12 protein-coding genes are annotated in these 14,402 nt (G+C 45.6%); 5 read left to right on the forward strand and 7 right to left on the reverse strand.

The window, feature by feature from the left end; all coding sequences use genetic code 11:
* The first annotated feature begins 57 nt into the window (after positions 1-57).
* The gene (locus ACLVWU_RS16175) at positions 58-621 is read left to right on the forward strand and encodes a hypothetical protein (RefSeq protein WP_413575923.1); all 564 of its coding nucleotides are present in this window, start codon (positions 58-60) and stop codon (positions 619-621) included.
* 118 nt (positions 622-739) lie between these two features.
* Entirely contained in the window at positions 740-1,201 is a 462-nt protein-coding gene (locus ACLVWU_RS16180; RefSeq protein WP_413575924.1) for a hypothetical protein, read from the forward strand.
* 402 nt (positions 1,202-1,603) lie between these two features.
* Here the strand turns inward: ACLVWU_RS16180 and ACLVWU_RS16185 are convergent, their stop codons facing one another.
* Positions 1,604-2,845 carry a C1 family peptidase gene (locus ACLVWU_RS16185; protein WP_413575925.1) on the reverse strand — a complete coding sequence of 414 codons (1,242 nt, stop codon included), beginning with the start codon at positions 2,843-2,845 and terminating at the stop codon, positions 1,604-1,606.
* A 92-nt stretch (positions 2,846-2,937) separates the two neighbouring features.
* Positions 2,938-4,182 carry a KamA family radical SAM protein gene (locus ACLVWU_RS16190; RefSeq protein ID WP_413575926.1) on the reverse strand — a complete coding sequence of 415 codons (1,245 nt, stop codon included), beginning with the start codon at positions 4,180-4,182 and terminating at the stop codon, positions 2,938-2,940.
* A gap of 263 nt (positions 4,183-4,445) precedes the next feature.
* Here ACLVWU_RS16190 and ACLVWU_RS16195 point away from each other — a divergent pair, with 263 nt between their 5' ends.
* Positions 4,446-5,906 (forward strand): hypothetical protein, encoded by a 1,461-nt coding sequence (locus tag ACLVWU_RS16195; RefSeq protein ID WP_413575927.1) that lies wholly within the window; start codon positions 4,446-4,448, stop codon positions 5,904-5,906.
* A gap of 78 nt (positions 5,907-5,984) precedes the next feature.
* Here ACLVWU_RS16195 and ACLVWU_RS16200 read toward each other — a convergent pair whose 3' ends face one another.
* The 4 genes from ACLVWU_RS16200 to ACLVWU_RS16215 form a co-directional block, all read right to left on the reverse strand.
* Positions 5,985-6,353, reverse strand: a complete 369-nt coding sequence (locus tag ACLVWU_RS16200; protein WP_413575928.1) for a hypothetical protein — start codon at positions 6,351-6,353, stop codon at positions 5,985-5,987.
* 9 nt (positions 6,354-6,362) lie between these two features.
* A complete protein-coding gene (locus ACLVWU_RS16205; RefSeq protein WP_413575929.1) occupies positions 6,363-7,001 on the reverse strand; it encodes a hypothetical protein in 639 nt (212 codons plus the stop codon).
* Between the two features lie 391 nt (positions 7,002-7,392).
* Positions 7,393-8,841: a hypothetical protein gene (locus ACLVWU_RS16210; protein WP_413575930.1), complete on the reverse strand. Its 1,449-nt coding sequence runs from the start codon at positions 8,839-8,841 to the stop codon at positions 7,393-7,395.
* A 10-nt stretch (positions 8,842-8,851) separates the two neighbouring features.
* Complete coding sequence (locus ACLVWU_RS16215; RefSeq protein WP_413575931.1) at positions 8,852-9,472, reverse strand: co-chaperone GroES; 621 nt, start codon at positions 9,470-9,472, stop codon at positions 8,852-8,854.
* A gap of 111 nt (positions 9,473-9,583) precedes the next feature.
* Here ACLVWU_RS16215 and ACLVWU_RS16220 point away from each other — a divergent pair, with 111 nt between their 5' ends.
* Positions 9,584-11,845, forward strand: coding sequence for a transglycosylase domain-containing protein (locus ACLVWU_RS16220; RefSeq protein WP_413575932.1), 2,262 nt, complete (start codon positions 9,584-9,586; stop codon positions 11,843-11,845).
* Between the two features lie 10 nt (positions 11,846-11,855).
* Here the strand turns inward: ACLVWU_RS16220 and ACLVWU_RS16225 are convergent, their stop codons facing one another.
* On the reverse strand, positions 11,856-12,836 hold the full coding sequence (locus tag ACLVWU_RS16225; protein WP_413575933.1) for an MBL fold metallo-hydrolase: 981 nt from the start codon (positions 12,834-12,836) through the stop codon (positions 11,856-11,858).
* Between the two features lie 237 nt (positions 12,837-13,073).
* Here ACLVWU_RS16225 and ACLVWU_RS16230 point away from each other — a divergent pair, with 237 nt between their 5' ends.
* A complete protein-coding gene (locus tag ACLVWU_RS16230) occupies positions 13,074-14,381 on the forward strand; it encodes a radical SAM protein (RefSeq protein ID WP_413575934.1) in 1,308 nt (435 codons plus the stop codon).
* Positions 14,382-14,402 lie beyond the last annotated feature (21 nt).

Below are 14,402 nucleotides of genomic sequence, written 5' to 3' on the forward strand. Positions count from 1 at the left end.
GTTGACTCCTTTTTGATAAACAACAATCATTTTTGTTGAATTGACAAAGGAGTCTCTATGAAAAAACTTTTAGTATCAGCAGCCGTGATCGTTTCTGCAGTTTGCTCCGTAGCTTCTGCAAAAGATTACACTTCTTCTTTCACTTCTTACAGCTCTGCACCGCTGAACGAAGTTACAACGAACCTTACACAAGGTAGATTCTTTTCCGGCAATCAGTGTAAAGATTGCGACAGCGGAACTGAAATTTCTGCAAGCGCATCTTACCTGCGTTACTTGCAAGACGGCTGGCAAGTGGGCGGCGAAGGCGGCATCGCAATCCTTTCCGAAGAATTCTCTGGAACTGGCAACAGCGAAACTTTGATCGATATCGCAGCTATCGGTGCCTACAACTTCCAAAGCGATTTGAAATCTTCCTTCTTCGCAAAAGCGGGCGTGGGTTTATACTCTGTTCGTGATGGCGCTGACTACGAAAACCAATTCGGTTTCTTCATCGGTGGCGGTAAACGTTTCCAAATCCTGGATGGTATCACTTACACTCCAGAACTGCGTCTTGAGAAAAAAGGCGAATTGGATATGGGTTTCAACATCGCTTTCCTAAACTTCTCTCTTTTCTGGAACTAAACGTTTCTTAAAAGCTGAAAAGCTGAAAAGCAAAAAGGCTTCGGGCAACCGAAGCCTTTTTTCGTTTTCAACCAGCGGATTACTTTGATTTTATCCTTCAAGTTGTTACCCTTGAGGTATGACAACACTTAAGATTTTCATCGCAGCTCTTGGACTCCTGGTATCTTCAATCAGCTTCGCAGCTCCCCGCCCCGGTTTTACACTGGTGGGACCGAAAGCCATCACTGAAGACAATGTCAAATTCCGCTGGATGAGCAACGATGGCGAGATCATTCTAAAATGCGCCCATGTCTATGACCGTCCCGATGCCTGGGACTGGGATGTTTGGTGTGGCAAAGGCACAAAAATGCTGCGCGAGTTCCGCGTGCACTTCCTGGTTCAGGAATACAACAACCCAAGCAAAGAGAAAAAAGCCTATCATGTTTTGTACTGGGTCACAGATCGCAACTCCGAACCACGCAAATTCGATTCGATGTCACAGTGGCTGCAATTCAACGGCAAACCCGAAGTTGAGTTCTTTGATTTTTCAGTGGGTGTAGAAAACGACTACGGCATCCTGGAACTTGAATACCGTCCTTAAAGCAAACTGCGACTTTCACGCAGCTATTTTCGGGTGTAAAACCCAAGTAGCTGCCCCACGTCTGCAAATGTCCCGTCTTTAAAAACACAGCGATCTAAGGCATACCATTCTTTGCCAACCCTAAATTCGACGATCTCGGGACGGCCCTCTAACTTTCTGCAAAGATTAAATCCCGGATTGCTGTGTTGGTCGTATATCTCCGAGAAATCGACGATTTTAAATCTATCAAATGCCAGACAATCTCTATTTTTGCAGTTTTTCGAAATTAGACGATTTTTTTCTTCGTTAAAACAATAGTCTGCAGCCTCGGCGATAACTGCTCCACCCGTTGTCTGTCGAATTACGCCTCGAGTGCAGGTCAAAGAATCTGCGTGGGATACAATTATAAGCGAAAAAAATAAACTATTTAACATATGTTGCTAATACCGTTCTTTTAATTAGATCAGTTTTTGGAACCCAGACATTTCCTTCTTTGCAAGAATAATGGAAATCATATTGATCACAGCTACGTCCCCAAGAGTTTCTTAAAAGATACTCACACTGGCCGGTCTTTTCGTTAAAACGACGTCCCACAAGATTGCTCGCATGACTTTTGTACTCTTCAAAATCCCGCCGATTAATAAGACCACTCGCATCGTAAGTGATGGCCACTGGGTTTTTATTGGAAAGTTGTTGATCGATGCTATCCATAAGTTCCATGGGGTTATCTGCATCTTTTTGAGCGATCCAAGTTTCATACTTTATATGAAATCTCTTCTTACAAGATGCATTAGCAAGATTTTTGATGAGGTTCGTAGATTTGGATTTTTGAACAACAGCGGCCATTTCATTTGGAGAAAGATTTGGAAACAGTGTTTTTACTGATAATAAAGTTGAGGAACAATCAAGGGCCTCTGGAGTGGCTATTCCGATCGACCCCATTTTTTGGAGTTTTGTTAGAAGTTCTATATACTCCGAGTTGACGTTGTCTTCACTAGGAATACTGCTTTCAGGGCATAAGCCACTCTTTGCCATTGCATTCAATGCATTATGAACGTGTGTTCCTTTACCTACTAAATCCGAAACGTCTTTCCCAATTTTTTCGTGATCATATTTGACGGTGTAAGCAATATCAGCAGCTGATATTCTTTGTTTGGTTTTGTATGACAGCAAGTCTGCCGATGTAAAGGCCCAGCACCACCCTACAGAGTCCTGATTCCGAATTGGCCCCATCTCTTTCGAGAAGTCCACATTGGTGCAGGTTTTCTTTTCACGTAAATATGCGGGCTCAGATTTTTTAACTTGCTCATCCCAATATTTGCCGGCATTTACCGTTTTAAGATTCTTTGTGTAAAAGTCATATTCATCTTTAAACAAGTCTGGCTTGCCAGTTTTTGTGAATTCCTCGATGGATTTCTTTGTTTCCTTAAGCATATACTTTTGATTTTCAGATTTCAGATTCTGAAAAAAATCGTCAGGAACTCCCAGGGAGCGTTTGGAAATTTTGCAGTCTTTTAGATAACTTTCCAGTTCGTCTATGTGACCAGAAATACCATTTCTTTCAGAATACTTCTGAATCTGCCCAATATAGGTTGCAATCTGGGATCGATCGCATTCGGCAAATGCCAGCGAATGAATTATCATCTGTAAAAGAAGAAAAACCAAAAATGAACGCATTTAAAAATGTTATCAGATACTTGGTTCAAAATATCTTGTAACACAAAGTTAATGCGACGACTGGACTATGATCTAACCTGTTACCTAATAAGCGATGCTTTGGCCGCTTTAAGCTGATTCCATTCTTCCAGGTAGTGATGCAGCTCGGGCTTTTTGATTTTCTCTGGTGCCGGGCTGACATACTTCGCTTCGACTCCGTCCCAGCCTTTATAGAAACGCGTATTTCCATCGCGCGCGGTTTCGTAGTTCGGGACAAGATAAGTTTTCCCACCACCATCAGGAATATCGACAGACAGATTCGGCATTGCGAGCCCCGACAGGTGCCCCCATAACTCTTTTTGAATCTCCAAAGAATCTTCAATTGATGTGCGCAAGTGATCGGTTCCTTGTGAAGGATCACATTGGAACATGTAGTAGGGCTTTACTCTTAAGAAAAGCAAACGACGATTCAAAGCCTGCACTAGTGCTGGATGATTGTTGATTCCATTTAACAGAACCATTTGATTCATCACGGGCACACCATTATCCACAAGCTTTTCAAGACCTGCAGCGGCCTCGGCAGTCAGTTCGTTCGGGTGATTGAAATGCGACATCAAGAACACGGGCTTGTATTTTTTCAGAATCTTCACAAGATCATCCGTTATACGCATCGGGCATACCACTGGCATGCGCGATCCAATGCGGATGATTTCCACGTGCTCAATGGCGCGCAAGTCACCCAGCACGCGATCCAGTTGACCGTCACTGACCGTCAGCGGATCACCACCTGACAAAATCACTTCGCGGATTCCTGGGTGAGATTTGATGTACTGAATGGCTTTTTCGTATTCTTCGTTGCGGATGAAGGCCTGCTCCTGCCCCGTGAAATGTTTGCGGGTGCAGAAACGGCAATAAACACTGCAGATATCCGTGATCAAAAACAACACGCGATCTGAATAGCGATGAATCACCCGTGGAGCTGGATTGTTTTTAAGCTCGCCCAAAGGATCCAGCATCTGCTGCAAGCCATCTTCAAGTTCGATTTTTTGTGGCATCAAGATCTGGCGGATGGATTCACCCGCTTCACCAGCCAGGCTTGCGTAATACGGAGTTGTGCGAATATTGAAAAGTTCAGAACCTTCACTGAAGGCTTCTTGTTCCGACGGGGATAGCGCAAACGCCTTCTCGAAATCAGCCTTGCTCTTCAACGAATGACGAAGCTGCCAAGTCCAATTGGTCCAATCGGATTCAGCGATATGTTCAGGCTTGGGGGCAGAGGGAAAATGCAGCTTCATTGAGCGGTTGTTATCAATGAAAAACCCCGTTTTCGCAAGGGGAAGAGCCACAAAGTGGCATTTTCTACCCCTTTAGCAACATCAGCCAGTTCAACACCTAACTATTTGAAACTATGGTGATATTTAAAAATCTCAGGATGACACTCCAGAAGTTTTACATGTGAGTTTTTCTAGGACACCCCTCTCAGAATGAGAATAGGCAAGTATTCCGTGCAGTTACCGGTGCCAACCAAACACCCCTTGGTTGGCGCGCACTTCGCTTTAACTCTAAGTAGGAAAAAGGGTCTGGAAGACCTATTAACTAGGAGGACTTTATGAAATTTAACGATAATCAGAAAAAATGGGCCATGACAGGTGTTCTACTTGCCGCGCTTGGCTTCAATATCTCTGCACCAAAATCTTTGGTGACCTATAATTCTACTGACATGGCACAAAAGAGCGCCGATTTCAAAAGCAGTACTTTTGAATATGATGGCGATGAGTGGATTGCTAGATACAGCAAAAAAGGTGAGAGAACTGACGTTATTCTTGATAAAGTCGAATACAAAACTGAAAGCGGCACCAAAGTACTTTGTGGCGGCTGCTCTACTACATATACTTTTGATACAAACTTCCAAACGAACACTTCTGAACTAAACGATATCGCCAAAGAACTATTGTCTGCACGCGTATCTAAAACAGAAGAAGAGCCAAAGCGCGGCGAAAAACGCGTGAAATCAGCAAAAGTTGAAAAAGAAGAAAAAGCTAAAGCAAAGAAAACTGCAAAAGCTAAAAAATCCGACGCGAAAGATAAATACGCGAAACTGAATCAGGCTTTAGCTGAACTTTCAGAGAACTGCAGCGATATGGAGTCTGATGAAGATTTGGACCTAACCGCAAAGGGAGCAACTATGGCTTGCTACTCTGAAGGTCTAAAATCACTTTTCTCCGACCTGGATAGCGATGAAATCAATGACAGCACTGTGCTTTCATTTATCAGCAGAAGAGTTATGCCTGTACAAGCAGAAGTTATTCTGGAAAACAGACAAGCTCACTATGACTATCTGACAGGAAAATCTTCAACAAAACCAAAGGAAATTAAAGAGCTGTTGTACTCTCTTGAGAATTTCATCGCAGTAATTCCTGAAGGCCACTCTAAACTTCAGCAATCACTAATCAACTCTTCTGCATCAATTAAAACTGCAGATCTTAAGTTCATCCAGGCACTAAAACAAAAGGCAGCAAATACAACAGTAAGTGCTGAAAAATCCGCATATCTTGATGAAGTACTTTGGAGAACTCAAACGAATCCGTCTCTAGACACCGAGTTGAACTCTATGTCTCAACGTATCTCAATCGTAACGGACGGCATGCAAAAAGCTAATCAGTTCTCAGCGGGACTACAACAATCTCTAGCTGAAGCATTTGCTGCTGCAGGAACTACAGCTCAAGGTCAAACAGGTGCTGATACGGTAGTTATCAACGGTCAAGTTTACAGACGTACAGATGGCATGGGTCGCGGTGGAGCAACAGGACAAGGTATCGCAACTATTCCAAATGCGGTTCCAAACAACGTAATCCAGGGCAATTTCCAATCCAGCGGCATGCCTACACAGTTTGTTCCGGCACAACCAGGTGGCTCAACAATGACTCAAGTTCCAGGTCAGCAACCACCGATGTACTCTCAACCGCAAGATCAGTATCAACAATGGCAACAACAACAACAAATGCCGTACCAACCACAAGGTGCTGCACCGGTTAGCACAGGCAGAACTTCTGGAATGCTACGCCAATAAAAAACAGAATTCCTAAATAAGAAATTCCTCCAACGGGTCCATGACGGGCCCGTTTCCATTTTTGTCTATCAAAGAAAACTAACGAATATAGATTTGAATGTTCGCAGGGATGTTGCGATCCAGGTTTTGAAGGTTCATGCGCAGGTCGATGATTTGATCTTCAAAAAAGCGAGCGCCGGCATCGCGAGGTCCGCGGTAATCACCTTGCACAGTCCAAACAGGTTGTTGTCCCTTATTTTTAAGCCAGATCATGGGATTCGTGATGCGAACAGTTCCGCGAGTCACGCGCACAAGAATTTCAGAATAAACTTCTTTGGAATTGATCGGATAGATCTTCATCATCGGGGCATTTTGAAAAACAGTGTCGTTCGCAACCATCTTCCACGAACCGGCAAAAGCAGATACAGAAATAAAAAACGTCGCGAACAAAGACAAGAATTTCATCACACGATCCTTCTACAAAATTTGATACGCAAAAGAGTGCAGCTGAACCACAGCATCTTCCGCATAAAGCCCCAACGCCCCCGCCTGGTCATACAAAGACTCCGGCATTTCCTTACCTTGGTAGTCCATAACCAGCTCTCCGTCACGGAAAACCCGATAGCGCTTTCCCTGTTTTGCAAAATAGAAAGTCGACCGCGTGCCGATTTCAAGCGTCGAGTCCGTCGAGGTCATCAAAAACTTCTGCCCATTTTCAGCAAAGAAACGCCCCAACTCCGCCCCAGAATTAGGTTTCTGAATAAAGTAATTAGCCGTCTTGACCAACTTCGGATCCTTACGGAAGTTGCTGACAAACCAAAACACCTCCCAATCATTAGGAGTCGAAGACCGCAACTGCCGAACCGTAGTCACTTCCAAACGAACCACAAAATCATTCGCCGGCTTCACCACCGAATTCTTCAACAACAAAAGACTGGAAAAAGTCTGCCCCGAAGTCCGAGCCACCCGAGGATAAAAAACCATCTCCCCAGTCCCATCCACATCAAACTGAACAACCCCTCCCCCATCATAAACCACCTCCCAATTGGCCGCCGTCAAAGGCACATCCAACAACCCATCAACCCGAGGCAAATCCGAAGGCGAAGGCCGATGCACACAAGCCCCCAAACAATAAAGCATAAAAAGTAAAAATAAAGATCTCATAAGAAAAAGCTAGCCCACGCATACCCCCTTCTCAAGAAACCAACCGGAGAGATTTCAAAACACAAAAATCTTCTTCTGGCTTGGGTTTGCGTTTCTGGGGATGGATGTGCAACGACCTCCGTGGGCGCCACGATGGCGCGCACCCGCCGAAGGCGGGCCACGGTTGAGCCTGGAGGGCGTGTCGTGAAACAACCATCCCCAGAAACGCAAAGCCAAGACAGCACGAAGAAAAAAGGCAAAAAAAATCCCCCCGGAAGTTTCCTCCCGGGGGGCCCTGCTCACCACCAAACAAGTAGTATCATGTAGTCATCAAGCTGTCGTACAAGTTGCAATCAAGTTGTGATCAAAAGCTGATGGCGGCTTTAGATGCAAATCCAAACGTAAAATCGTTTGCCTTATTCCCTTCTGTGCCTGTTCCGTTTTTCCAAGCTTCACCGGGGAACAACAAACCAAGTTGATTCACCCATTGAACACGTTCAAGAGGTTTGAAAACAACTTCGATATCCCATTCTAGGCCCAAATCTTTTTTAGCATCAACAGAATTCGGAAGAACGTTCATCAATTGAGCATAAACCACTGTGTTTCGAACGCTCAAGCGCTCGCTGATCGTGTAATTCACTGATGGAGCCAGGTAATATGCATTCCCGACACTTTCATCATCCGCCGAATTTCCCACACCCAATGTCGTGCCATTCGCAGCGGTCGGCTTAACAGCGTCCGTATTGAACAGATCCGGCCCACCCAAACGATGATTGAACATCAACATCGCAACGTCATAGTTTTTGTTGTAAGCAAAACCGCTGAAGTTAACGGAATCAGTGTCACCCGTAGCCATACCCAATTTGAAAGAGTAATCCCATTTGGATTCTTTTGCCGGGAAGTAAAGCTCTGCTGCCAAACCGAAACCATCCACTTTCACGTCTTCAGGTCCACGTTTGATACCTGTTTCCCCAGACTGAAATGCGCCTTCGAATTTATAACCAAAGGAATCCCAGCCACGACCCAATACAAAGCTAGTTGTATTGATGCTCATGTCACCACCAACAACACCCTGACCTGCGCCACCGCCATAGGTATCAAGCTGCTCCTGAGTGTAATTCAGAGTGGTTTGCGCACCTTTTTTCTGCTCAACATAAATACCCATCAAAGATTTCGCTTCGACGTTTTCATATTGAAGTTGTGCCGCCCAGAAAGTTTGGTTGTTACCCTGACCGAAATCGTTCGCTACCATACGCCCGATCATTGGCATCAAGAACCAGTCACCCACGATAACTTTGTATGCTGCCATGTCACGAGTGTTATACCAGTGATCAAATGCTCCTTTACCGCTGGAATAAAGCATGCCAGTACCGAATTCAAACGGCACGCGCCCCACCAACAAAGAACCGAACTCTTGGTTCACGTTCAAATAAAGCTGGCTTGCTGAAACAGTCGCCGGGCCTTGATTACCTGAAGACATCTGATTTCCGCTGGAAGTCGCCGAATCAGAAGTGTTCATCCCCCAGATAGTACCCAATTGAGAACCTGGATAGATATCGCTGTTAAAAATATCAAAGCGCGAAACGATGTTGATACCGTCAGCTGCGATGATTTTCGGAGTCAGGTACAAGTAGTTCAAGCCGTAGGCTTTTCTTGCTGTTCCGATTGGAGCTGGAGCACCCAAAGAAGGTTTATCCACTTCAACCCATTCCGCGCGGTATCCACCTGACCAATCCAAAGACATCGCTTGCGCCACAGGGGACGTCAGCGCAATGGAAAGACCCAATACTTTTAGAAAATGTGCTTTCAACATTCGCATTCCTTTACTTTTCTACCACGCCCATCACTTCGGTTTCACGAAGGATGACGAGGTCTTCATTTTGAATTTTAATTTTTGATCCGGAATATTGTGAAAAAACAACCTTGTCTCCCACTTTCAATTCCATCGGGTGAAGGTGTCCCTTCTTGTTCACATGTCCACGTCCAACCGCTACAACTGTGCCGTGCAGATTTCCGGAAACATCAGCTACAGTGTCAGGGATATAAAGCAATCCGCTTGCTGTTGTACGATCCGTGCCTGATGTTTGTACGATCAAGCGATCATCCAATGGCGTCACCATATCCGTCAAATCCATTGCTTTTTTTGCAACAGGCTTGCTGAACACTTGTTTATTGGCAGGAGCCATCGCGGATTTCTTCGGAGCTGCTTTGGAACCAGCCTTCTTGGGAGCCGGTTTTGCAGCTATTTTCTTCGCTGTCTTCTTCGCTGCTTTCACCACCGCTTTTTTCGCTGGTGATTTCTTTACAACTGACTTCTTTGCAGAGGCTTTCTTTGCCGGAGACTTTTTGGAAGCTTTTTTTACGACTTTGCTTGCAGTTTTTTTTACGACCTTTTTAGCGGTCTTTTTGACGGCTTTCTTCACAGAAGATTTCTTCTTAGCCACAACTTTTCCCTTTCACGAAAAAACTACTTCAACAGTGTCTGTTTTTCGTACTACTCTATGTGCATGTTGCGACCACGATTAAAGACCATTTTATTTTGTTTTACAATCCTTGTGACGCTTGCAATCATCGCGGGACTTGGGTTTGCCACTTATTCCTATTTTTCACTCGAAAAAGAGATGACTCAAAAGCTGGAATCCAAGCGCTTCATTGTACCCACTGAGTACTACGCGGGGCCGCGCGTATTCAGCGCCAGGAACTCAGGAACGCCCGAGACGATCGAAGGCTTATTTATCAAGCAAAACTTCCGTCGCCGGGAGTACGATCAACGATTATTACAAGGAGATTACTTCCTCACCGACAGAGAGCAGTGCAGCGCTCGCCTGCAACTCCCGTTGGACGAAAATCAAATCGGTTGCTTGGCTTGGGTGAACAAGGATATTCCGACTGAAAAAGTGGATATCTCCTTGCAAGTTCTGGTTTTCCAAAATGACAGCACAATCTCAAAAATCTTTATCGGAGCACCTTTCCAAGAAGTGACTTCCGCTTTTGGCGAAGCTCCCCTTTTGGCACAGTACATTGGTAACGAACCTTTAATGCAAAAAACCGTGACTTTGGGTGAAGTTCCTCCGACGTGCTCGAATGCCATCATGGCCATCGAAGATGCGCAATTCCTGGAGCACGGGGGCGTCAGCTTTAAGGGTATTCTTCGCGCCCTGGTCAAAAACATCACTACAGGCCGCAAAGAAGGTGGCAGTACCATCACACAACAGCTGGTAAAAAACTATTTCCTGACCAGCGAAAGAACCATCAAAAGAAAGTATCAAGAATTCATCATGTCGATTCTTCTGGAATCGCGCTTCAACAAGGATGAAATCCTGGAAACTTATTTGAATGTCATCTACATGGGACAAAATGGTTCGTTCCAAGTGCGTGGTTACGGAGCTGCCGCGAGATATTACTTCAATAAAGAAGTCAGCGATCTGGATTTGTCGGAGTGTTCTTTACTGGCAGCCATAGTGAACAGTCCCGGGCTGTACAATCCGTTTAAAAAACCGGCGAACGCTGAACGCCGCCGCCATTTGGTTCTGGATAAAATGAAAGGTTTGAATTTTGTCACGGAATCGCAAATGACTACCGCCGACAACACACCATTACCACGGGCCCCGGTCACTTTGGCGACAGAAACTGCACCTTATTACCTGGATGCCGTTCGCAAACAACTGGATGCTTTGAAAGTTCCGGTCGAAGGTTTGCGTATTTACACAGCTCTGGATCTGGAATCGCAACAGGCCGCACAGGAATCTTTAAGCAGCCATCTGGATAACCTTGAAAAGTCCAACAAGCACATCAAAGCCCTTAAAGAGAAAGGCAACAGCCTTGAAGGCATCGTTTTGGTCGGCGACAATCGCAGTGGATTAGTCACTGTTGTCGTAGGCGGTCGCAATTACCGAATGACTCAATTCAATCGCGCCATCGACGGTCACCGACAAGTCGGCTCTACCATGAAGCCGTTCGTTTACCTGACAGCATTGATGAATGAAACTCCCGAGGGAAAACCCTTCACTCCGATCACTTTGTTGAATGATGAAAAACAACAAATCAAATACGAAGGACAAACCTGGGCGCCTGAAAACTACGGTAAGAAATACTATGGCACAGTGCCGATGTTCTATGCTTTGAAAAACTCTATGAACGCCGCAACGGCGAACTTAGGAATGAGCGTCGGTATCGGCAACATCGTCGATGTCGCTCATAAATTCGGTGTTGATTCTGAATTAAAGTCATTCCCTTCGCTGACGTTGGGAGCATTTGAAATGTATCCCCGCGAAGTTTTGCAAAGCTACATGACCATTGCAAATCTGGGAATGCGCAAAGATATTTCATTCGTGCGCAAAGCCATCAATGCTGACGGCGCAGAGGTTTACACCTTTAATCCCAACGAACGCCAGGTTGAGGACCCTGCGATCGTGGCAAGTCTGATCAGCATGATGAAACAAGTGGTGATCTCGGGCTCGGCCCGTGCGATTCCTCTAAATGGTTTCACCAATCCTGCTGCAGGAAAAACCGGCACCACCAACGACAACAAGGACGCTTGGTTCAGTGGCTTCACTCCTTATCTGACCACGATCGTGTGGGTGGGTTATGACAACAACCTTCAGCACAAACTGACTGGCTCCAGTGGTGGCGTTCCGGTATGGACTGATTTCATGAAAAAAATTGGCAGCCGTTATCCCGCTGATGATTTCACTCTGCCAGAAGATGCTGTGAAAGTGACCTTGGATGAAGAAACGTTAAAGGCCCTGAACGCACTTCAAGCCCCTTTTGATCCGACAAATGTTGAATTGGTATTTAAAAAAGGCACTGAACCTTAAGAGGTGCCTTTTAGAGAATGACTTCCAGTCCTTCATGGGCGAAATCCCAAATAACCGGTGGAGCTTCTTCGTTATTTTCAGACGTGGCCGTCGCCACTGAGTTGTAATATTCCAAAGTCTGACGACGCAATTCCAAAACATGATCCGTGCGCGCGCCTGGATCATGATGCGCAAACAACACACGCTTGATGCTTTCACGGAAAGCAATTTCCAAACCCACTTGCGCAGCACTATGACCCCAGTTCGCTTTTTCAGCCAACTCCGGCAATGTGTATTGAGCATCGAAGTACATCAAATCAATATCCTGATACAATGGAAGATCCTCACCCAATTCGTCCTGAGTGACCCGTGTGCCTTCCGTGTCCACGCAATGCGCGTAGGCCTTTCCTTCGGCTTCCACTTTGAAGCCCCAGCAAGGATCTGGATGATCCAATTGGTAAGGAGTCACTTTGAACTCACCTACTTGGATCGATTTGCGTGGTTCCAAAACATGAAAATGAATGCGTGCCTGCAAAGCTTCGAACGGAACCGGGAAGTACGGCTTTTTGAAAAGACCGCGAATAAGTCCTTCCAGTTCCGACTGAACTGCATAGTAATGAATTTCTTCACCCGGAATAAAATGCGGCACAAAGAATGGCAAACCAATCACATGATCCCAGTGAAAGTGAGTCATGAAAATATGGTAAGGACCCTTTTTACGATTGGCGGTGCCATTTAAAATTTTCTCGCTGATCGAACGAATGCCACTGCCGCCGTCGATTATAATCTGACTATTACCACAGTTTAGCTCAACACAAGTTGTTGCAGATCCATAACCACCCACCGCCGGTTCTTGCAAACCGCGTATATACTCGGGCACTTGATGCGCACTGTGATGACCAGAATTAAAAAAGTTCTGAAGAACTCCCTCGATGTGGTTCACCCATGCTGATGGTGGTGGGGACGATGGCAAAGAGCCACGGACTCCCCAGAATTTTATGGAGAATGACATACCTTCTAAGGATGCCTCAGAATAAACACGAAACAAATTAATATTTTCTCCCACTGGTCCCGACTTAAGTTCAGCTTTTTAGAGCCTCCACGTAAGGATTACTCGAATGGTGGTTCCTTTTGCACCTCCCAGTCACACACCGCGCCCAAAACACCCTGCTTAAGTAATTGATATTACTGATTAATTTTTTACCTGTTAATACCAAAATCTGGTACGCCTATTGCTTATCAGGGCCATATGGAAATTCGGAGACAAAATGACATCATTGCCTTTCGTGCGCCTGGGGAACTCCCAGTGGCTTTTCATGCGCGAAATCTTGAGGTTGCAGACATCTCCGAAGACCTGTGGAATGCAATTTCAAACCCAGAAGATTCAGAACTTCAGTCCATACTGAACGACTGGAATTCCGAAACCAACCCGGCTGTCACCACCCACAAATTGGCGCAGGAGATTCGCTCCCTGACCATCAACGTGACTCAGATCTGCAATTTGAAATGCACTTACTGCGCAGCTGGCGGCGACGGCACTTATGGAGCTGCGCAAACCAAAATCTCGGTTGAAAAAACCTTGCCGCAGTTGAAGTACTTTTTGGATAAGCTTCCTGACACAGGAACATTCCGCATTGGATTTATCGGCGGTGAACCGCTGTTGTATCCTGAAGGCATTCGCGCAATTTCAAATTATGTAAAACTGATGACTGCCGGTCGCAACCTGCGTGCACAGTTTGCCATCGTCACAAATGGCACTTTGCTTTCGGATGCCAATATTGAACTTTTAAAAGACATCAACTCCAATGTTTCCGTCAGCATCGACGGAGCTGCTGAGATTAACGATATCTCCCGCCCGATGAAAAACGGTCAGGGCAGTACAGCGCTGGTCATCGAAGGCCTTAAAAAACTTTTTGCCGTAAAATCAGAACTGGGTTCGATCACTCTGCACGGTGTATTCACCGCAGATAATATGAACCTGGTTAAAGCCTATGAGTTTTACCGTCAGTTCCCGGCCGACACCTACGAATTCACTTACAGCGTTTCTGATTTGAATCAGAAAGCGAGTGACGATTTCACTCGCGCCATGCGTGAAGTAGCGGCGATCGCTTATGCTGAAGGTGGCGAGTCTGCGCTTAGAAAAATCAACTTCTTCAACCGCGTCTTTTCCGCACTGGACAGCCAGCGCAGAACTGAAAACTTCTGCGGAGCCGGCAAATCCCTGCTGGTGGTGGACGCCAGAAATAACTTGTTCTCCTGCCCTTGGGATGTGGGTAATGCCGCTGAAAAAGTCGGCCACGGCTCTGAGGTTTCAGAGGCTGCTCTTGAAAAGTACGCACAACCCCTGATTGAGCAGAACAACTGCCAGTCCTGCTGGGCACGCTTTCTTTGTGGCGGTGGCTGCATGTTCGTCCACAAGGAAGCAACGGGTTCTAAGAACCAAAAGAACGGCCAATTCTGCGAGCGCCAAAGAACTTTAATGGAAACCGCAATTTTATACTTTAAAAAATGTCGTCAGACTGATATTCAAAAGGACAGTGACTATGGAAAACACTAAGAAAACATCAAACAACCACAT

The sequence above is a fragment of the Bdellovibrio sp. HCB290 genome, assembly GCF_047305925.1.
In the GTDB taxonomy this organism is placed as follows: Bacteria; Bdellovibrionota; Bdellovibrionia; order Bdellovibrionales; family Bdellovibrionaceae; genus Bdellovibrio.